At 38.8% G+C, this 20119-nt stretch carries 17 protein-coding genes, 1 pseudogene and 1 riboswitch; of the genes and pseudogenes, 11 read left to right on the top strand and 7 right to left on the bottom strand.

What is annotated here, in order from left to right:
* The first annotated feature begins 106 nt into the window (after positions 1-106).
* Positions 107-2194, top strand: a complete 2088-nt coding sequence (fdhF, locus tag AC3WR0_RS14050; protein ID WP_492552899.1) for a formate dehydrogenase subunit alpha — start codon at positions 107-109, stop codon at positions 2192-2194.
* 562 nt (positions 2195-2756) lie between these two features.
* Here the strand turns inward: fdhF and AC3WR0_RS14045 are convergent.
* Both AC3WR0_RS14045 and AC3WR0_RS14040 read right to left on the bottom strand, forming a co-directional pair.
* Positions 2757-3464 (bottom strand): DoxX family membrane protein, encoded by a 708-nt coding sequence (locus AC3WR0_RS14045; RefSeq protein ID WP_492552898.1) that lies wholly within the window; start codon positions 3462-3464, stop codon positions 2757-2759.
* Positions 3398-3673 (bottom strand): hypothetical protein, encoded by a 276-nt coding sequence (locus AC3WR0_RS14040; protein ID WP_492552897.1) that lies wholly within the window; start codon positions 3671-3673, stop codon positions 3398-3400. Before AC3WR0_RS14040 ends, AC3WR0_RS14045 begins: the two co-directional genes overlap by 67 nt.
* A 366-nt stretch (positions 3674-4039) precedes the next feature.
* Here AC3WR0_RS14040 and AC3WR0_RS14035 point away from each other — a divergent pair, with 366 nt between their 5' ends.
* Entirely contained in the window at positions 4040-4987 is a 948-nt protein-coding gene (locus tag AC3WR0_RS14035) for a LysM peptidoglycan-binding domain-containing protein (protein ID WP_492552896.1), read from the top strand.
* Between the two features lie 1058 nt (positions 4988-6045).
* Here the strand turns inward: AC3WR0_RS14035 and AC3WR0_RS14030 are convergent.
* A pseudogene (locus tag AC3WR0_RS14030) lies at positions 6046-6783 on the bottom strand (MFS transporter); the annotation flags it as partial.
* Positions 6784-7147: 364 nt separating this feature from the next.
* On the opposite strand from AC3WR0_RS14030, the gene AC3WR0_RS14025 reads away from it, so the two are divergent.
* Entirely contained in the window at positions 7148-7294 is a 147-nt protein-coding gene (locus AC3WR0_RS14025) for a lmo0937 family membrane protein (protein WP_155899931.1), read from the top strand.
* Between the two features lie 73 nt (positions 7295-7367).
* On the opposite strand, the gene AC3WR0_RS14020 is transcribed toward AC3WR0_RS14025, so the two are convergent.
* Positions 7368-8867: an MFS transporter gene (locus AC3WR0_RS14020; protein WP_492552895.1), complete on the bottom strand. Its 1500-nt coding sequence runs from the start codon at positions 8865-8867 to the stop codon at positions 7368-7370.
* Between the two features lie 210 nt (positions 8868-9077).
* Positions 9078-9246, top strand: a riboswitch (cyclic di-AMP (ydaO/yuaA leader).
* Between the two features lie 108 nt (positions 9247-9354).
* On the opposite strand from AC3WR0_RS14020, the gene AC3WR0_RS14015 reads away from it, so the two are divergent.
* The 6 genes from AC3WR0_RS14015 to AC3WR0_RS13990 all read left to right on the top strand — a co-directional run bounded on the left by AC3WR0_RS14015 (position 9355) and on the right by AC3WR0_RS13990 (position 16390).
* Entirely contained in the window at positions 9355-10635 is a 1281-nt protein-coding gene (locus AC3WR0_RS14015) for an ArsB/NhaD family transporter (RefSeq protein ID WP_492552894.1), read from the top strand.
* A 26-nt stretch (positions 10636-10661) separates the two neighbouring features.
* Positions 10662-11999, top strand: a complete 1338-nt coding sequence (locus AC3WR0_RS14010; RefSeq protein ID WP_492552893.1) for a TrkH family potassium uptake protein — start codon at positions 10662-10664, stop codon at positions 11997-11999.
* 23 nt (positions 12000-12022) lie between these two features.
* Complete coding sequence (locus AC3WR0_RS14005; RefSeq protein WP_492552892.1) at positions 12023-12679, top strand: potassium channel family protein; 657 nt, start codon at positions 12023-12025, stop codon at positions 12677-12679.
* Between the two features lie 155 nt (positions 12680-12834).
* Positions 12835-13323, top strand: a complete 489-nt coding sequence (locus AC3WR0_RS14000) for a DUF1259 domain-containing protein (protein ID WP_492552891.1) — start codon at positions 12835-12837, stop codon at positions 13321-13323.
* 212 nt (positions 13324-13535) lie between these two features.
* Complete coding sequence (locus AC3WR0_RS13995) at positions 13536-13973, top strand: hypothetical protein (protein WP_492552890.1); 438 nt, start codon at positions 13536-13538, stop codon at positions 13971-13973.
* On the top strand, positions 13973-16390 hold the full coding sequence (locus tag AC3WR0_RS13990) for a molybdopterin-dependent oxidoreductase (protein ID WP_492552889.1): 2418 nt from the start codon (positions 13973-13975) through the stop codon (positions 16388-16390). The genes AC3WR0_RS13995 and AC3WR0_RS13990 overlap by 1 nt, the downstream gene beginning before the upstream one ends.
* Before the next feature lie 394 nt (positions 16391-16784).
* Here the strand turns inward: AC3WR0_RS13990 and AC3WR0_RS13985 are convergent, their stop codons facing one another.
* From AC3WR0_RS13985 to AC3WR0_RS13975, 3 genes are read right to left on the bottom strand one after another with little or no spacing between them, the layout of a single operon-like run.
* Positions 16785-17645 carry a DUF421 domain-containing protein gene (locus tag AC3WR0_RS13985; RefSeq protein ID WP_492552888.1) on the bottom strand — a complete coding sequence of 287 codons (861 nt, stop codon included), beginning with the start codon at positions 17643-17645 and terminating at the stop codon, positions 16785-16787.
* Between the two features lie 18 nt (positions 17646-17663).
* Positions 17664-17870: a DUF1657 domain-containing protein gene (locus tag AC3WR0_RS13980; RefSeq protein ID WP_492552887.1), complete on the bottom strand. Its 207-nt coding sequence runs from the start codon at positions 17868-17870 to the stop codon at positions 17664-17666.
* Between the two features lie 47 nt (positions 17871-17917).
* Positions 17918-18121, bottom strand: coding sequence for a DUF1657 domain-containing protein (locus AC3WR0_RS13975; RefSeq protein WP_027320796.1), 204 nt, complete (start codon positions 18119-18121; stop codon positions 17918-17920).
* Positions 18122-18309: 188 nt separating this feature from the next.
* On the opposite strand from AC3WR0_RS13975, the gene AC3WR0_RS13970 reads away from it, so the two are divergent.
* On the top strand, positions 18310-18648 hold the full coding sequence (locus AC3WR0_RS13970; protein ID WP_492552886.1) for a YmaF family protein: 339 nt from the start codon (positions 18310-18312) through the stop codon (positions 18646-18648).
* A 228-nt stretch (positions 18649-18876) separates the two neighbouring features.
* Positions 18877-19902, top strand: a complete 1026-nt coding sequence (gene ltaE, locus AC3WR0_RS13965; RefSeq protein WP_492552885.1) for a low-specificity L-threonine aldolase — start codon at positions 18877-18879, stop codon at positions 19900-19902.
* The last annotated feature ends 217 nt before the right edge of the window (positions 19903-20119 follow it).

Raw genomic sequence — 20119 nt, 5'->3', positions numbered from 1 at the left:
GATTAAAGGAGGAGGAAAGTTTGAAAGCGTTTTAATTGTTGTTTTATTGCCATATATTTTTTCGGCAATTAAAAATGAATGAATTAATATGTTTATATAAGTACTTATGTTTTTAATGGAGGGGAAACGAGTGGGAGAGCCAAAATTCGTCAAAACCGTTTGCGGTTACTGCGGCACAGGCTGTGGATTGATCACAGAAGTTCAGGACAACAGAATTATTAAGATCCGCGGTGATAAGGATGCCCCTGTGAATAAAGGACAAACATGTATTAAGGGCGCATTTGCCTATGAGTATGTTCATGCAGAAAAAAGACTTAAATCACCTTTGTTACGTAAATCCGGACAACTAACAGAAGTAACATGGGATGAAGCCTGCGATTTTATTGCTAAAGGGTTAGCGAAAATTAAATCGGAGTGGGGTGGTAAAGCAATTTCCATGTTTGCATGTGCTAGAACAACAAATGAATCCAATTATATTACTCAGAAATTCATGAGGGCTGTCCTCGACAGCAATAACATAGACGGATGTAACCGAACTTGACACGCTCCAAGCGTTGCCGGTCTGGCAACTATTTTTGGCAGTGGATTCCCGACAAATACACTGGAAGATTTTGATAAAGCAGATGTATTATTACTGTTTGGTTCTAATACAACCGAGGCCCATCCTATAATTGCTAACCGAATAAAGAAAGCAGTAAAAGCAGGCCTGAAGATGATCGTTATTGATCCAAGAAAAATTGATATGGTTAAATCAGCCCACCGACATCTCCAAATAAACATAGGCACGGACATTGCTTTAATAAATGCCTTTATTCGAATCATATTAAAAGAAGGCCTGTATAAACCAGACTTTATATTTAAATATACGAATGATGTAGAGGCATTAAGAGAAAAAGTTGAACGTTATACTCCTGAATATGCTTCAGCCATTACAGGGATAAGTCCTGAAGATATTATCGACACAGCAAGAGAGTATGCTGGCGCGGGAAGCGCGATGATTGCCTACACTCTTGGAATTACCGAACATCATTGCGGTGTGAATAATGTATTTGATATTGGTAACTTAGCGCTTCTAACGGGTAATATCGGCAAAGAGGGGAGCGGTATTATGCCCTTAAGAGGCCAGAATAATGTTCAGGGGGCAGGTGATATGGGGTGCCTTCCCAATCAGCTGCCAGGGGCAATGAGTATTGTAAAGGAAGAAAACAGGCTAAGATATGAAAAAGAATGGAAGGTTACGCTTAATAAAGAAGTAGGAGATACTCAAACAAGAACCTTTGACCGTCTCGAGGCAGGGGAATTAAAAGCTATGTATATAATAGGGGAAAATCCCTTATTGGCTGATGTCCATATGAACCATACAAAAAAGCTTCTCGAAAAACTTGATTTGCTTATTGTCCAGGATATTTTTCTCACTGAAACTGCTGAACTGGCTGATGTTGTCCTTCCTGCCTGTTCCTGGGGAGAGGTGGACGGAACGTATACAAATACAGATAGAAGGATTCAAAGAGTCAGGAAGGCAGTAGAACCCCATCCAAACACGAAAGAAGACTGGAAGATACTTTGCGAGCTATCTGCCAAAATGGGATATCAGATGGACTACCAAAACAGCGAGCAAATTTGGGATGAAGTCCGCAGGCTGGCATGGGAGCTGTACGGAGGAATTTCCTATACAAGGCTTGAACAGGAGTACAGTTTGCATTATCCATGTCCCGATGAATCACACCCAGGAACATTGATCATGCATGAAAGGTTTTATCAGGAAGGAATGGAGTCTCCTAAATCTCCATTTGTTCCAGTAGATTATACTCCTCCTCTGGAAATGCCTGATAAAGAGTATCCTTTTATGCTGACAACGGGAAGAAGGTACGAGTCATATAATACTCACTCCCAAACTAAATACTACGCTAAAGGTGTAAAGCTTAAACAAACAGAAGAAACTGTTGATATTCATCCTGAAGATGCTGCAATGCTTGGAATAGAGAATGCGGAGACAGTATTGGTTAAATCACGCAGGGGAGAAGTAAAAGTTAAAGCAAAGATAACGGAACAAGTTGTTCCTGGATTGGTGTTTATGAGCTTTCACTGGAGTGAGGTACCAACTAACGTCCTAACACTTAACGAATTTGATCCTATATCAGGAACTGCAGAGTTTAAAGCATGTGCAGTGACGATTCAAAAATTGAATGAGTAATATGACAAAAGTCGGCTGCCAAGTGGCAGCCGACTTTTTTTATGGATAGGAAAGCATAAAGTTTTAACTATTAAATTGTCTGGCTCCAGCGCCCAGCGAGTTTTCATCTCTGTAAAAGCTTCCTTGAGTATCTTGCATCAAGTATGAACTTTAGGTGATACTTGGTGCAGCTAGTGTCCATCCCGCTCTCCCTACGATAAGTCAACATCGATATGCTTTGCATTTCGTGTTGTCCAGCTTCAGTGTCTAGGGGCTCGAGGTCATAAGCCAATCCGTCTGAAGGTTAAAGAACAACCTTCTCGCCGGCTCGTCTTATGCTTGTCGCCCCTAGTTAAGACACTTCAGCATTTCATTATCCTTTATCTCAGTCGAAGTGGAGGCACGCAGGACGCGGGTCAGAGAGGCGTTGCCACAAGGACGTGGCGACCTTAGCCTTTATTCATATTGCCATACGTCGTTGAACGTGCGCTTGCGCTTTTCTCATGCAAAGCGATAATAGATTAAAAGATAAGCTGAAAGGACGAATAGAAAATTAAGGAAAACAAAAATCATTTGATCAAGCCTAGTCTTGCAAGTTGATAGGAGGGTTATAAAATGAAACGCCTTCAATGATGAAAATAACCAGAATGATGTGTATGATAAAGTGCCCGGATAATTCAACCCCGCCAAAAATAGTAGTAGTCATAATAAAAATCCCTGTAAGAACAATAGCTAATACTCGATTTAATACCCCAACGACCAGCAGATATCCAACTACAAATTCTATAAATGCACTAAGTACAATAAATGTTGACGGATTATAGCCAAAGGTTGGAACACCGTGATGTTGGATAATATCAATGGTCATTACCGAATATACCCACTTTTCCACTGCGACCCAACATAGTGATAAGCCAGTCCCCAGATAAAGGAAAGGAAAGCCCCACCTTTCAATTTTTGTACTGCCAATTAATAAAACAAATATAATCGCAAGATAAAATCCATAATCAAGCATATGGAAAGGGCCATACTCGGCAGTTATTTTTATAAATATACCAAGTAATATAAGTGCGCCTGCCTTTGTTGAATAGTGATACAGAATAATTAGCAGGATGATTGCGGCCCAGACAAAGTAAATGATAAGTTCGGTGTGTATATGGAGTTCGGGAGCAAAAATGGTCCCAGAACTTACTTGAATTAGTAAGGCAGCAGCTGTTCCATATTTTAGTATATAACGTGAATATTTACGAAAACCCTCAAGAAAATGGTCTGCTTTTCTAATGGTTTCCATTTCATAATAATAGGTAGTACTTGGGTTAAGAGCGCTAAAAGAACCGCGACACCAACGGAAATAACCATAAATAACGGTGAAAGAATTTTTTCAAGAGGCACTTTTGCTGGTGTAAGGTTGGTAAACCATTTAACATGCGCTTCAGCAAATAAAGGTGTAAGAATCATTCCTAGGAATAGAAGTAAAGAAGTAAACCATTTTTTCATCATTTTTTCCTCCGGATTTTACATATATATAAATGAATAACAATTAGTGATTTGTTTCACATAAATAATATACAATGTGTATGCCCGAAGGACGCGCATTAATTTTGACGTTTCGATGAAGTTTTCACTATGAATATGTTGGAAACTCGAAAATAAAGGACTTGAAAACACCATTTTTAAGATATTTCCATAGATGTATTTAAGGTCCTAAAAAACTCATATATTGTTTGAAAATTCGGTTAATTTGAAATGCTATCGTAATATAGCTGCCATTCTTGTAACCATTTTATAACACGCCTGTTCTTTGTATTTCAACTTTTCATGTTAAGATATTTTATGTTAGCTGCTTAGAACATGGGAGGTAAGAAAATGAAAAAAACATTTAAAACATTAATAGCAGTCGCTGCACTCTCAGGAACTGTAGGTGCTAATGTACAGGCGGCAGAAGTCACAGTAAATAAAGGCGATTCGATCTGGAAGATTTCTAAAGTACATAATGAGTCTGTAGAACACATAATGAAATGGAATAACTTATCTACTGATTTAATTCATCCGGGGGATGTCCTTACAGTTTCACCAGAAGCAAACTACTTGGTGAAAGATGGAGATACTTTATGGGATATTGCAAAAACCTATGGTGTTACTGTAAATGAACTAATGGGCTGGAATCAGCTGCAAGGTGATTTAATTAAACCAGGCCTAAATTTAGAAATATTTAAGAGCGGTCATAACATTGTAAATGAAGCTGCAATCCAGCAAGCCAAGCCTGCCGTTCAGGTAAAAGCACAAAGTACGGCTAAAGCACAAAGTGCGCCTGCAGTAAAACCGGCTGTTGCACCTGCTGCCAAGTCTGCAGTCACAAAGCCTGCAGTAGCCCAGCAGCCAAAACCTGCTCAGCCTGCACCAGTGCAAAAACCAGCTGTACCAGCGGCACCAGCACCAAAACCGGCTCCAGCACCAAAACCGGCACCGGCACCGGCACCAACACAGCCTGAAACTTCTACAGCCAAAACAGAAGCAGTTGAAGGTAAAGTTATAACAGTTAAAGCTACAGCTTATACTGCATCTTGTGAAGGCTGCTCTGGAGTGACAGCTACTGGCATTAACCTTAAACAAAATCCAAATGCCAAAATTATTTCTGTGGATCCATCAGTTATCCCTCTAGGAACAAAGGTATATGTAGAAGGATACGGATATGCAGTTGCTGGAGACACTGGCGGCGGTATTAATGGAAATGAAATTGATGTCTTTATTTCATCACAAGATGAAGCGGTAAAATGGGGTTCAAGACAAGTAAAAGTAACACTTCTAGATTAATAGATTACTTGATTATAAAATAGATCGAGAGGTTGTCCTTTATGGGACAACCTTTTTTCGATTAAAACTGTATACCCTATTGGGTAAATGAACAAAAATCGGCTTTAAATTGAATGACTTTGCGTAAAAAGTTTCTTTTATATGTTTTTTTTTTAAATTACTAATTTTAATAAGATTAGACTCTATGAATATAGCATTTCGTGGGGTTTTGACGAATATATCCTTCCATAAAGCTTCAAATGAAGAAATTGGTCAGGTAAACGCCCCACTTTTCCAGAAAAATGCATGACCTTTTCAAAAGAATGCACGATTTTGCTGTAGGAATGCACGAATTTATCAAAAGAATGCACGATTTCGCTAAAGAAATGCACGAATTTATCAAAAGAATGCACGATTTCGCTAAAGAAATGCACGAATTTATCAAAAGAATGCACGTTTTTCACGAAAGAAATGCACGAATTTATCAAAAGAATGCACTGCTTCGTTAAAGAATGCACGACTTCGCTAAAGAATACACGGTTTCGTTAAAGAATGCACAACTTCACTAGAATGCACGACTTCGGTAGAATGCACGGCTTCGTTAAAGAATGCACGGCTTCATTAAAGAATGCACGACTTCGCTAAAGAATGCACGGCTTCGCTAAATGCACGACTTCGCTAAAGAATGCACGGCTTCGCTAAATGCACGGCTTGGCTAAAGAATGCACGGCTTAGCTAAAGCATCTTCGCTAAAGAATACGAATTATCTTAAGCGATTAAAAAATGCATCGCATTTTACATGTTTTGCTATATTATACCTTTTTAAAAGGGCACATAAACACTATGACAATAGATACTATTTTTTTCCAACATCTCGCAAAAAGTAGTTTTGTTTTTTTAATATGCCGATTTTAGCGGAAATCATGTGACTCCGCGGGAAAAGTGATTCCAGGGGGAGACAACCCCTCAGGAGTGAAGTGACCAGGAAGCTCCAGAGTCGCCCGAGGAAAGCAAGTGGGTTGGAGAAAAAATCAACAGTAAAATTTAACAGCGTCTAACAAACAAAAAAACAGACCGGATTAACCGGCCTGCTTAACCATTTCACTAACAGTTGTAGTGGATTGCCTTTGATAGAAGTACCAGTTTAAAGCAAATGAGACTGCGTAGAAAGCGATGAAGAAGTAAAAAGCTGTTACAGGAGTACCTGTTGCCTTTACGGACCAGCCAAATAACTTAGGAATAAAGAAGGACCCATATGCTGCAAATGCAGCTGAGAAACCAATAACAGGAGCAGCTTCTTTAGGAATGAAGATAGTTGGAATCATTTGGAATGTAGAACCAGATCCGATTCCTGAAGCAAGGAAAAGAATAAGGAATGATCCTAAAAATCCGCCAAATTGTTTTCCATTCAGGAAGTAAATTACCCCAACTGCCCCAATTGCCATTACCACAAGAACGTAAGCTGTAACTTTTGCTCCACTCATTTTATCAGCGAGCCATCCACCTACCGGCCTTGCAGCGGCTGCAACCAGTGCACCTAGGAAAGCAAGGGAAAGATGTTCTGGGAATTGGGATTTTAATAAAAGCGGAAACGCTGCAGAATAACCAATAAATGAACCGAATGTTGCCACATATAGAGTTGTCATAATCCAAGTATGCTTCCGTCTAACAATGATAAATTGATCTGCTACTGACTGTTTGGCATTAGGAAGATTATCCATCTTAAAAGCTGCAAGCAATGTCATGACAATAATAGGAATAACCCAGATAAAAGCTGCATTTTGAAGCCATACATGCTGGCCATTAGATAATACTTGTTTAAAGCAAGCATCAGAGATGGAACTGAAATCCATAGATTCCTTTTTGCATGTTTTTTTCCTTCTTCTTTCCAGAACTTTTCATCTTCTGGATTCCAATAAGTAATTCTTGCCATTGTAATTCTCCTCCATATATTTCATTTTTTGTTTTAATGGGTTATTTATATTTTTTATAATAAGGAGACTGGCTTCGAAAAATTGTGACGTACCTCACAAAAGCTGTGAAGGAAATGTGAACTCAATTAGAAAGACAAAAAGTTGTAACGTTTTTACCAGTTGACTGTAAAACAACCAATTAATAATTGTTTTTAAAAAGTAAAAGAGGGGTAGTATAGTTCTAAACACAAAAGAAAGGATGAATAATATGCTTTGGACAATAGCAGCAATTTTACTTGTTTTATGGGTATTGGGTCTTGTTTTCCACATTGCTGGAGGACTAATACATTTTCTATTGGTTGCCGCAGTGGTAGTTTTCATCTTCAATTTCATTAGAGGCAAGGCATCACGATAGATTGTAATTAAAAGATTTAACTCAAAAAAGTCTTCACAAAAAAGGCCTTCCGCGCTTAGCGGAAAGCCTTTTTCTATTCTCCCTTTGAATGAATCTCCCTGAACATACCTATATAATTTTGTGTTTCCCCTGCTTCATTTTTGATGGCGGTGATGGTCAAGTTTTCCTTATAAGATTCACCATTTTTGCGTTTATTCCAAATTTCACCTTCCCAAATACCGTTTTGCTGAAGACTTTCCCACATATTTTTATAAAAATCATTGCCGTGTTCACCTGATTGAAGGACACTTGGAGTTTTTCCTATTACATCCTTATGTGAAAAACCAGTAATTTTAGAAAAAGACGAATTAACCTTTTGGATTATTCCCTCTGAGTCAGTTACGAGAATTCCTTCAAATGAATGATCAATAATTTTTTCAGCAAGTTTTAGCTTATCCTGATAGAACATCCAAAAAACCAATAGTAAACTAGCAAGGGAAAACTCAGATAAAGTCATAAATCCAATAGCGTAATGACCTGTTAGATTAAAGAAAAGAGTAAGGACTAAAGGAGGGAAGAAGCCGCCTATTCCGCCGCTGGCACTTACTATTCCATTAACCACACCTGCCTGTTTTGAAAAGTATACCGGCACTATTCTAAAAATTGCTCCGTTCCCAATTCCTGCGCAAAAGGCAACAAGGAGGCATCCAAAAGAATATATAGGTAAAGAAGGTGTAAAGGATAAAAGGAAACCAGAGAAGGTTAATCCAGCAAAAACCGGAATTAATATAAATAATGAATTGATTTTGTCACCTAGCCACCCACCAACAGGCCTAAATATAGTAGCAATGGCAATAAATCCGGCTGTCCTAATCCCAGCATCGATTTTGTTTAAGTCAAATTGATTAATTAAAAAGGAGGGAAGATAGATAGTAAATGCAACAAAGGAACCAAAGGTTATAAAATAAAACAGACAAAGGAACCATAATCTTGAGTTTTTTCTTACTTCAATGAATTGATCATAAAATGGTACACTTACTCTTTTTTCTTTGCGATCACCAATCAAGAAGGTCAAAAGGATAAAAATAGCTATTCCAGCAAAGAAAATGGCTGTAGTCCTTCTCCAGCCAAGGGAGGCTGCAAGGATAGGTACTATGAAGGCTGTGATAGCCGTCCCTATATTTCCTGCTCCGTAGATACCATTAATTAATCCATGTTTTTCTTTCGGGTAGTATTTAGGAAGCGAGGTAACTCCTACTGAAAAAAGAGCCCCGCCTACTCCTAAAAGAACCCCGCCGATAAGCAGTGTAAAGAGGGATGTGGCAAAATAAATTATAGTAATAGGAATAAGAAGGATAACAAAACTCCAAAGAAATAAGACCCTTGCTCCATATTTATTTGTCAAGTAACCAAAAGGTATTCTGAGCAAGGAACCTAACAGGACTGGCAACGCTATGACCCAAGCTTGTTGGGTTAGTGAAAGAGGGATATCTTCCTTAATAAAAGGCATTAGGGAAGAAAGCAGTACCCAAACCATAAAGCCAGCAATCAGGCTTGCCGTTTGCAAAAAAAGCTGTTTTTTTTCGATTGTCATTTCATTCCCCTTGGAGGTCAAATTCTTTGTCCTTAAAAAGCCTAATCATTTTAAACCGGTAGTATATTTCGAATTAAAAATACCACATGTTGAGAAAGGAAGAAAAGCCTATTTTAAAAATAATATTTTGTGGTTCTAAATATTCAAAAATAAAATCCTGACAGCTGTTAGCTTGTTTGTTAATATTGATAGTAGTATATTTTTCCTTGCATAATAATTTCGCTGAATCTTCGTAAGCGGGGGCAGCATTGCGTGGGAATCCACTTGGGGTGGGTCCCTTTCGAGAATAATGCATCTCTTAAGCATTTTTTTCAAAAGGGGAGGGAATTTTTAGTCCGGAATCCGACAGCTAACTCCGTTAGAGGCCTAGGAAAACGCTATTAAAAAGGCTGTTAACACCCAAGGTATACCCAGGTGTTTTTTGTTTTATAGGAATACATTCGGGGAGAAAGCAAAAAATACAATTACAGAACTGGAGTGAAAATGGTTGGGAGCACAAGAAAGTATTTCACTTATTATTTTTCTAGTTACATACGGATTTATTATTTCTGAAAAAATACATAGGACCATTATATCAATGATTGGCGCAATCCTTATGGTAGCACTCGGTGTACTTGACCAGGAAAGTGCCTTGCATCACATTGATTTTAATACAATTGGATTATTAATCGGAATGATGGTAATTGTAGGGATTACTTCTCAAACAGGTGTTTTTGAATTTATTGCTGTTTGGTCAGCACAAAAGGTAAAAGGAAATCCTGTCAGGATACTAGTGGCATTAAGTATATTCACAGCGATAGCTTCAGCATTCCTTGATAACGTGACAACTGTTCTGCTTGTTGTTCCTGTTACGTTAAGCATAACTGTTCAGCTTAAAGTGAATCCAATGCCATATCTAATTTCGGAAATATTTGCCTCAAATATTGGCGGCACCGCCACTATGATTGGTGACCCTCCCAATATTATGATCGGAAGTGCTGTTAAAAAGCTGACTTTCTTGTCTTTTATCAACAACCTTACGCCTGTCATTATCATTATAATGATTGTAACTCTATTTATTCTTACGCTCATATATAGAAAGCAATTAAAAACAACACCGCAATTAATAGACAGTTTGTTGGAAAAAGATCCTTTTGCAGAAATTCTAAACAAAGCACTTTTAAGAAAATGCCTTCTTGTTATTGTTCTTACAATAGGCGGGTTCTTTCTTCATCAATTAATAGGCATTGAAACAGCTACAATTGCTTTAGCAGGCGCATTTCTGCTTCTGTTGATTACTGGTGATAAGTATTTGGAAAAGGCACTTGAAAAAGTGGAATGGACAACCCTCTTCTTTTTTATTGGACTGTTTGTGATTGTCGGTGGCCTTGTTGAAACGGGATTAATAGCATCGGTTGCCAGAAAAGCAATGACTTGGACTGGAGGAGAACTGAAATCCACAACCATATTAATTCTCTGGATGAGTGCCATTGTCTCTTCCTTCGTAGATAATATCCCTTTTGTGGCCACCATGATCCCCATGATTAAAGAGATGGGGAATTTGGGTATTAACAATTTAGATCCGCTTTGGTGGAGTCTGTCTCTCGGTGCCTGTCTTGGAGGGAACGGGACATTGATTGGAGCTTCTGCCAACCTGGTGGTTGCGGGGCTTGCAGCAAAAGAAGGGCAGAAGATTTCCTTTGTTAAATTTCTTTTTATTGGTTTTCCATTAATGCTGGTTTCAGTTTTCATTTCTATGATTTATGTCTATCTCAGATATTTGCTGTAAAAAAATTATGATAGGGAAGTATGTTTATGCAGAGAAAAAAGTATTATCTTGATCCGCCGAAAATATTAGTTCTTGGATTCGCAGGAATCATTTTACTAGGAACTTTATTTTTAACTTTTCCAGTCTCGACAGTTGATGGAAAAGGGCTTCATTTTTTAAATGCCCTTTTCACTGCTACTTCAGCTACCTGTGTAACAGGTCTAGTTGTAGTTGACACTGGTACAACGTTTACTCATTTTGGACAAATAGTTATCCTTTCTCTCATTCAAATTGGCGGATTGGGATTTATGACATTTGCTACGTTGTTTGCCTTTCTTCTAGGAAAAAGAATTTCATTAAAAGAGAGGATCCTCCTCCAGGAATCCTTAAATAATCTTTCAATGGAAGGGATTGTACGTCTGGTAAGAAGAATTTTAATTTTTACTGCTGTAATAGAAGCAGCGGGGGCCCTTTTACTTTCGATTCGATTTTCTTTTGATATGCCAATTGGCAAAGCTATTTACTTTGGGATTTTTCATTCCATTTCTATGTTTAATAATGCTGGATTTGATGTTATGGGGAATTTCACCAGCCTCACCGCCTATGTAGAAGACCCGGTTGTTACACTAACGGTTTCCTCTCTCATTATACTTGGTGGCATAGGGTTCATTGTTATGAATGAAGTAGTTGAATACAAGCAGACAAAACGATTATCACTTCATACAAAGGTTGTTTTAATGTCGACCTTCTTATTGCTTGCAGGTGGTGCAGTATGTTTTTTCCTCCTGGAGTTTTACAACCCAAAAACATTAAAGCCGCTTTCTTTTTCAGGAAAAATTCTTGCTTCTATTTTCCAATCCGTTACACCGAGGACTGCGGGGGCCAATACCCTCAGTCTGTCTGATATGACTCAGTCTTCCACCTTTTTAACGATATTTTTAATGTTTGTTGGAGCCTCTCCGGGTTCAACAGGAGGTGGTATTAAAACGACCACCTTTTCTACCCTTCTGGGAGCTGTTTGGTCTCAGATTAGAGGGAAAGAGGATGTTATTTTTTATCGACAGAGGATTGATTATGAAACAATCTATAAAGCCTTGACAGTTACTTTCTGCGGTTTGTTCCTTGTTATGGTCATTACAATGTTTTTAACCATTACTGAACATGGAAAAGACTTTCTAATGATTCTTTATGAGGTTACCTCTGCCTTTGCTACAGTAGGTCTTTCTATGGGTCTTACCCCTGAATTGTCACATGTAGGAAAAGCTCTCATTATTTTTACAATGTTTGCCGGAAGAGTTGGTCCTTTAACAATTTTTTACGCTGTATCCATTAAACGATCACCTGATGCTTTCCGTTATCCAAAAGGAAAAATCATGATTGGCTAATAAGAACGGAGGAGGGAAAGTCCGTGATAAATTCGTATGCTGTTATCGGGCTGGGGAGATTCGGAACGAGTATCGCAACCAAACTTTCCGAGGCTGGGCAGGAAGTACTCGGTATAGATATTAACGAAGAAAGAGTGGAAGATGCCAATTCTGTGGTAACCCATGCCATGATTGCTGATACAACTGAAATAGAAGCATTAAAATCCATTGGAATTAGAAACTTTGATACTGTAATAGTTGCTATTGGAAATAATATTCAGGCAAGCATCCTTTCAGTTCTTCTCCTTAAGGAACTCGGAGTGAAGAAGGTTATAGCTAAAGCTTTAAATAAGCTTCATGGACAGGTCCTTTATAAAGTTGGTGCTGATTGGGTCGTTCACCCGGAAAGGGATATGGGAGAAAGAGTTGCCCATCAGCTTTTATCACCGAATGTACTTAATTTTATTGAACTTTCCGATAAATATAGTGTGGAAGAAATAAAAATTCCCGATTGTATGAGTAATAAATCACTTAGAGAACTGGATTTACGGGCAAAGTACAATTTAAGTGTTATTGCTATACGCCATAATAACACAATAAAAATTTCCCCATCCCCAGATGAAAGTATTGAAAGGGAAGATGTTCTTGTAGTTATTGGGGAAAATGCCGATCTGGCACGTTTTGCTAATATGACTGATTAATGAATGCATATGAATGAGGTAATGAAAGGCCCAGTAACGGTCTTTTGTTACCTCTTTTTTTATTTTATTTAAAAAAAGGCATCTGGCACTTGATAGTTGTCCAAACTTGTCCATTTAAAATGAATAGAATAATAAAAATAAAGGAGGTGAAAAAAATGAGAACCAATGATTATTACTTTAATCAAATGGCTGGCAGTGGAAATGGGTCTGTTTGGCCTAATAATAGAAGGGCAGAAGTTTCACCAGCCTCCACCAGTCAAAGTGACTGCCAGAGGCTGGCAAACATCATTGGCGGTGATGTTATTACAGCATCTCCAGCTTGTGTCGTTCAAAGGCTGCGAGATATAAATGCCACTATTTTAGGCCGCCGCACCCGTTCCCCATTAGCACTCCCATTTGCCTTATCCTTTGAAAACAATCGAAACGGAAGGACACTAAACCTTGGTGAGTCAGTTGTCCTGGAAAGAGAAATCAACCCATTCATGACTGCTCTGAGAAGAAGAGGTATTACAGTGACAGCTGTCCACAACCATTGGCTGTTTGATGAACCACGGCTGATGTATATGCATTGGGAAAAAGTTGGAGATCCATTCGATTTTGCTAGAAATAGTTATAAGGCTGCGAAGGAGGCTGGCCTTTTTTAGTAATCCCCATATTCTTTAAAATGTTTAAATCATTCATAAAGCCCAAAGCTGTGTTACCAGCTTGGGCTTTTTTTAGAGATTTTTTTGTGAAACAGCCCCTTCAGCAGAAGCTTGAAATGAGAATTGGATTAAAAAACGTTTGAGCGCGTTTAACCTGATTTGATAAGGCTACTAGATATATAGAACTAAACTAAAAGGAAGGGCGGGACAAAATGGACAGGTTAAATAAAATTTTTATGAGCGTTATGGATGACTCTGATCAAATTATCAAGGAAAGTCAGAATGCCGAAAATCCATTAGCTATTCTTATTCGGACTGTGCTGGAAGAACAAAAGGATATCTGTGGAAAACTTATTGATTCTTTACAAAGGAAGGAACAAGATTTTAAAACTTATAAGAAGGAAATTTCTATTTTATTTCATGACGATTCTATAGCTGATTCAACCTTTCGGGCATGGGGAAGAGCCATAACCTGGCAGGATGAAAGTGCAGCTGAGCATGTTAACGATTTAGATTTATTATTTCAGAGGATTAAAAAGAAACTGAAAGAAGCGGCAAAGGAGCTGGAAGATCAATTCGGTCAAGAAACGATTAAGTATGCTGTTCCAGAGTTATATTTGCCCAAAACACAAAGAGAGGGTGGTCAATAATGGCTTGGGAAAAAGAACGAGTTGATATGAATGTATATACTCAGGGAGAAGTTGATAAATGGGTTTACAGCACATGTAATATCTGTTCAGTAGGCTGCGGATGCCATATTGCTGTAAAAGATAATAAGGTTGTTGGGATTAAAGGTAATTCTAAGCACCCTATTAACCGAGGAAGACTAGGACCAAAGGGTGAAAATCAATGGCATGCAAACAATAGTCCGGACAGGCTGCTTACACCGATGATTCGGGATGCTTTTGGGCAGCTCGTACCAGCTTCATGGGAGGAAGCAATGGAACTTATTGTTCAAAAAGCAAAGGAAACGTTAAAAAAGAAGGGCGGTAATGGGATAGCTATTTATTCTACGGGTCAGGCTTTCCTGGAGGATTATTATACCATTGCAAAAATAGGACGGGCGGGTATTGGAACGCATCTTCTTGACGCCAATACAAGGCTTTGTACCGCTACTACAGAATTTTGCCTTTTACAATCATTTGGTTCAGATGGGGTTCCAGCCTCATTTGACGATGTTGATGAAACAGATACGCTATTCATGTTTGGGCATAATCCAGCTGAAACAGGAACTGTTCTATTTGAAAGAATCATAGAACGAAAAAAAAGAACAGGAAAGCCTTATATTATAGTAGTCGATCCACGAAAAACTCTTACTGCCCGAATGGCAGACTTGCATCTGCAATTGTATCCGGGAACAAACGTTGCATTATTGAACGGTCTCCAAAGATTAGTATTGGAAGAGGGGCGAGTCGACCACGATTTTATTGAAAACAATACAATCGGTTTTGAAAAGATGGCAGAGCCTCTTGGAGACTGGACTTTGGAACATACTAGTAAAGTTACAGGAATACCTGCTGGATTAATTAAAGAAGCAGCAGATATCCTTGGACATACGGACTCACTGGTAACAACTACACTTCAAGGAACCTACCAAAGCGCTGATGCCACAACGGCATGTGTAGCGATTAATAATCTGCACTTAATTAGGGGACTTATCGGCAAACCGGGCTGTGGGCCTCTCCATATGGCAGGACAGCCAAGCTCATCTGCCAATCGCACAGCTGGTGGCGTAGGTACTTACCCGGCAAACAGAAATTCAAACAATCCAGAACATATAAAAGAAATCGCCGAACTTTGGTACGTTAAGGAAATGGATTTGCCAGTAGGGCCTGAAAAAGGAATAGAAGAGCAAATTGATATGATGGAAAATGGTGAGATCGACTTTTTCTGGAACATCGGAACAAATCCAATGGTTTCTCTTCCAAATAGGGCCAGGGCAAGAAAGGCATTTGAAAAAACGTTTGTTGTTGTACAGGATCCATTTTTAACAGAAACAACAGTTGTTGCAGACGTCGTAATCCCAGCTGCATTATGGGGAGAAAAAGAAGGAACGATGGAAAATGCGGACAGGACGATTAATTTATTAAGGAAAGCAGTGGAGCCGCCTATGGGAGTGAAATCTGATTTTGAGATATTGCTTGATTTTGCCCATAGAATGGATTTTCAGGACAAGGAGGGGAATCCGCTGATCCAATATTCAACACCAGAAGAATGTTTTGAAGAATGGAAAAAGGTTTCAGCGGGAAGGCCTTGTGACATGTCCGGAATTACTTATGAGAAGCTAGAAAAATACAATGGATTAAGATGGCCTGTCACAGAAAAGGCCCCTGAAGGAACCGCCCGTTTATATTCTGATGGACACTTTCCAACAGAAACCTCCTATACTCAATCCTTCACAAAGGATCAGTTTACAGGAAGACCGCTCACGCAGGAAGAGTTTGAGGAATTAAATCCGAATGGAAGGGCCATACTCCATCCAACAAGATACCTACCTCCTGTAGAACAGCCAAATAAGAAATATCCTTTATGGGTGACAACAGGAAGGCTGGTCTGGCATTGGCATACAAGGACAAAAACGGGACGTTCTCCATACCTGCAGACTGCAGCACCTAATGGATATGCAGAAATTAATACAGAAGATGCTTTTGAACTTGGGCTGATAGAAGGTGAGAAGGTTAGGATTATTTCTCCAAGAGGGGAAATTGAAGTACCAGTAAGAATTGGAGAAACGGTTCAAAAGGGGTTAATCTTTGTTCCTTTTCACTATGGAAGCTGGCATAAAAAGGAGGCAGCAAATGCTTTAACTGCAGACTATACAGATCCTTTATCAAAACAGCCAACCTTTAAGCAGTCTTCGTGCAGGATTGAAAAGATGAGAGAGACTCATATAGTTGGAGAAAATGAAAATCTTCGGATGATTGCTGAACAATTTAGGACGAGTATTGAAGCTCTTCAAAAGGTTAATGGACTTGTTTCTCCTTACGAACTTCAGACAGGAATCAAGCTGGAGATACCTTTCTCTGTTGAAAATGTTCCTTTGCCTGAATATCTTCCATATAAATAAATTTTGTTGTGTATTAAAGCAAAAATAGACAACGCTTCCGTTTAACATCAGGATTGTAGCTACCTCGAGGGGCTAGGGGTGGAGTTTGACAGGCTCGCGGGTTGCCCTGTAAAAAAACGATTTCATTGTCTGGCCCTTCGACGTACAGGAAGTGCTAGTGCCGTCATCGCCACAGGACGTGGCCATTTTAGCCGGCAGCACTTGTCCAGGCCTGAACAAAGCGCTTCCGTTCTTCTTTCTCCTCGGTCGTTTACGATCAGGGGGCTCGTTTTTCTTGCTTTTCCCACTGAAGTTTCGCTTATTTTTGCTCACCTATTCTTCAATTTGCAACAATGTTTTAGAAAAGAGCCAATAAAAAACAATACCCTTTTTCTCAAGGAAAAGGGTATTGTTTTTAGCCTTTTAAATAGGGTGACAGTTTTTTTATTGTTTCTTCAAGTTTCTCTCCGTTTTTTTGAAACATCGTTTTTGCCTCCTGGCTTTGAGTTTGAAGTGAAAAACTCATCATATCTGCCTGGCATTTTTTTAGAGTGGCAAGCAAAAGAGGTCGCTGTTGAGGAGAAGGAACTTTAATTTTATCGTCGTAAATATCTACTGTCAGTTCCCCATAAGAATTAATTTGTCCCATAAAAACATTTGGTAAGGATAGATTCATTTTTTCCAGTTCTATTTCTAGCCAGCCCCGATTTTTTCCAGATGCCCTTAAAGCTTCATCAAGTATGCTTCCGTCCATTATAACTGTTTGTGGTTCCTTTTCATTGGCTGTTTTTAAATTTAAATCCTTTGGTGTTAATGGCTGATTCTCTTTTTTTAGCAAAACACTCAGATTTCCGCGAGGTTCAAGTACGGCAAATTCTACATCTGCAGTCCGAAAGATGTTTTTTTGCCGCAGCAATGCAGAGAGTTCATCAATGGTATACTTTTCTTTTTTTAAATTATCTTCGAGAATTTTTCCATCCTTAATGATTACAGCACCTCTTCCTTCCACAATATCCCGGAAGGATTTACTTTTTAAAGAAAAGACGTCAACCAAAAAAGTAAGGCCACCGAAAAAAAATATACCGACAGCACCATTAATCATACTTTCTTCGAGTCCTGTAATTGCTTCACCTGCAATGCTTCCTATGGTAATTCCTGAAACATACTCTAAAAAGGAAAGTTCGGAAATTTGCTTTTTGCCAAGCATCTTTGTCACAAGAAATAATATAATCATAAAAATAAAAGACCGTATGATGATATCGATCCATCCTGGCATACTTTTTCCACCTCCACTTTATGAGTTTTTATACTGAGGTTCTTCTCTTTGCAAGTTTTCCATCCGATCGGTAAGTTCTATATTTATTTCACTAATAGTTAGCATGGATTCATGAAAAACCTGACTCGCCTCTTCATGGTTTGAATTTAGTGCTAAGATCGAGAGCTGAGATTCAATCCCCTTTAGGCTGTATAGGCATTGTTTGACATTTGAAATTACAGTCATTATTTACATCCTTTCAAAATAGGCTGGCTGGCGCCAGCCTGTCAAAATTACTGTTTATATTGAGGCTCTTCTTGTTCCATTTCCTGAAGACGTGGCTCAAGACTTTCAATTATAGTTTGGGCCTGCTGGGCAGCGTTTTGGTAAAGCTGCTTTGCATTTTGATTATCGGTAGATAAGGCAAAAGTTTCAAAGCTTGCCTGGGCACCTTTAAGTCCGGCAACAGCTTGTTTTACCTGAGCAATAACAGTCATGGTTAAATCCCCTTTCATTTTTAACTTACAAATGTAGTATGGCGTTATTTTTCTAGGATATGTAAGCATAACTGAATACAAATATAATCCTTGCATTAAGTAATTAAAATGATGGAAAGCAGGTTTTAGGCAAATATTTTTCAAATTCTTCATATATTTAAGCTATACGGAGTTAAGGGGGAAAAATAGTGGCGAAACCGGGGAAAGATGATTTTGTTAATGGGTTTGTTCCGCATCACAATCATGGTTCTGTAGATTATACTTCGGTAAGCGAAGGGCATGTGCATCAATGTCTTGATATTACTTCACCACCAATACAGACACAGGAGGGAGGGCATGTTCACTATACCGAGGGGTATGTAATGTTTGAAAACGGACATACACACCATTATAAAGCTTATTCAGGCCCCGCTATTCCGGTAGGAAATGGTATGCACGTTCATTACTATGATTTTTACACTTCAGAAGATGACGGACATAATCACCATGTCAGAGGTGTGGATCATCCGGCTCCAGGCAATAAATAATTAAATAAATAAGAAAATAGAAATAGACAATTGGGCCCATCCAATTGTTTTTTTTGGGAAAAAATTATGCAAAATTGAAATTAACCCTGCAGATTCTTATAAATGATTATAGGATGTTATTCTGCTTTTTGAAAATTCAGCCTGTTATAGTGTCCATAATTTGTTTCTTTCTTTATAATTAAAGCATGCCTTTTGGGCGCTAATACATATAAAGGGAAGGGTTATATAATGATAGATCTTCGAAGCGATACAGTAACTAAACCAACGGAAGAAATGAGAAAAGCAGCCTATCAGGCAGAAGTGGGAGATGATGTTTACGGAGAGGACCCGACCGTAAAAAAGCTGGAGGAAACAGCAGCAGAATTACTCGGAAAGCAGGCAGCGCTATATGTAACAAGCGGTACACAAGGAAACCAGCTCGCCATCCTTGCTCATTGCATCCCTGGAAATGAGGTAATCTTAGAGGAAGAATCCCATATTTTTTATTATGAGTCTGGAGCTCCTTCTGCGCTTGCAGGGGTTCAGCTAAAAACCCTAAAAGGAGAACGAGGGGCGATGAATCCTGGTGATGTATTGGCCGCCATAAGGGGAGAAGACCAGCATTTTCCCGAAACAGGGTTAATTTGCCTCGAAAATACTCATAATCGTGCAGGTGGAGCTGTCATTCAGCCAAACAATATGAGAGAGATTTACATGATAGCAAAGGAAAACCATATTCCTGTACATATTGACGGTGCACGGTTGTTTAATGCGGCTGCAGCTCTTGGATGTCCTGTAACAGATTTTTCTAATAACAGTGACAGTGTTCAAATTTGCCTCTCAAAGGGTTTGGGAGCTCCTGTAGGTTCTTTGCTAGTTGGATCTGAGGAATTTATCCGAAAAGCCCGGAAATGGAGAAAACGCTTGGGAGGTGGATTAAGGCAGGCAGGAATTATTGCAGCTCCGGGATTAGTGGCCTTAACAACAATGCGGGACAGATTGGCAGAGGACCATTCGAATGCCCGGAAATTAGCGGAAGGAATAGGTAATATAGCGGGATTATGTGTTGTTAATAAAGTTGAGACAAACATAATTGTTGCTGATGTTAGCGGATTGAACATAACTTCAAATCATTTTGTAGAAAACCTGAAATCACAGGGTATTCTTGCCGGCACTTTTGGAGGCAGCCGTGTTAGGTTTGTTACTCATTTTGATATCAATAACGGTGTCATAGACAAGGCGCTTTCAGGAATAAAGCAAGCAGCACAAAAGTAGACAATAAGCAGATATAGAAAATTCTGAAAGAAAATGTTTGGACAGACTTTGAATATTTCACATTTCAAAAAGGAACGTTTCACTGATTTTGTGGCAGCCGGAAAAATTTTCTTGCTGCTTTTTTTCATTCCCGCTGTTCTTACAATTTTTATAGAGATGCGAACAAGGGGAATCAAAATATCTTATATAGTTACACTAAAAGGAAAACCCCTGAAAG

This window comes from Neobacillus sp. FW104-15D2, assembly GCF_058790155.1.
Note: the sequence above shows the minus strand (reverse complement) of the source record. Positions and strands in the feature narration are given on the sequence as shown.

What these genes read in the sequence shown, in the direction of transcription:
- AC3WR0_RS13990 (WP_492552889.1), top strand. Translation starts at nt 13,973, where the DNA reads ATGGCTTGGGAAAAAGAACGAGTTGATATGAATGTATATACTCAGGGA.
- ltaE (WP_492552885.1), top strand. Translation starts at nt 18,877, where the DNA reads ATGATAGATCTTCGAAGCGATACAGTAACTAAACCAACGGAAGAAATG.
- AC3WR0_RS13985 (WP_492552888.1), bottom strand. Translation starts at nt 17,645, where the DNA reads ATGCCAGGATGGATCGATATCATCATACGGTCTTTTATTTTTATGATT.
- AC3WR0_RS13980 (WP_492552887.1), bottom strand. Translation starts at nt 17,870, where the DNA reads ATGACTGTAATTTCAAATGTCAAACAATGCCTATACAGCCTAAAGGGG.
- AC3WR0_RS14035 (WP_492552896.1), top strand. Translation starts at nt 4,040, where the DNA reads ATGAAAAAAACATTTAAAACATTAATAGCAGTCGCTGCACTCTCAGGA.
- AC3WR0_RS14010 (WP_492552893.1), top strand. Translation starts at nt 10,662, where the DNA reads ATGCAGAGAAAAAAGTATTATCTTGATCCGCCGAAAATATTAGTTCTT.
- AC3WR0_RS14025 (WP_155899931.1), top strand. Translation starts at nt 7,148, where the DNA reads ATGCTTTGGACAATAGCAGCAATTTTACTTGTTTTATGGGTATTGGGT.
- AC3WR0_RS14040 (WP_492552897.1), bottom strand. Translation starts at nt 3,673, where the DNA reads ATGATGAAAAAATGGTTTACTTCTTTACTTCTATTCCTAGGAATGATT.
- AC3WR0_RS14000 (WP_492552891.1), top strand. Translation starts at nt 12,835, where the DNA reads ATGAGAACCAATGATTATTACTTTAATCAAATGGCTGGCAGTGGAAAT.
- AC3WR0_RS13975 (WP_027320796.1), bottom strand. Translation starts at nt 18,121, where the DNA reads ATGACTGTTATTGCTCAGGTAAAACAAGCTGTTGCCGGACTTAAAGGT.
- AC3WR0_RS14045 (WP_492552898.1), bottom strand. Translation starts at nt 3,464, where the DNA reads ATGGAAACCATTAGAAAAGCAGACCATTTTCTTGAGGGTTTTCGTAAA.
- AC3WR0_RS13995 (WP_492552890.1), top strand. Translation starts at nt 13,536, where the DNA reads ATGGACAGGTTAAATAAAATTTTTATGAGCGTTATGGATGACTCTGAT.
- AC3WR0_RS14020 (WP_492552895.1), bottom strand. Translation starts at nt 8,867, where the DNA reads ATGACAATCGAAAAAAAACAGCTTTTTTTGCAAACGGCAAGCCTGATT.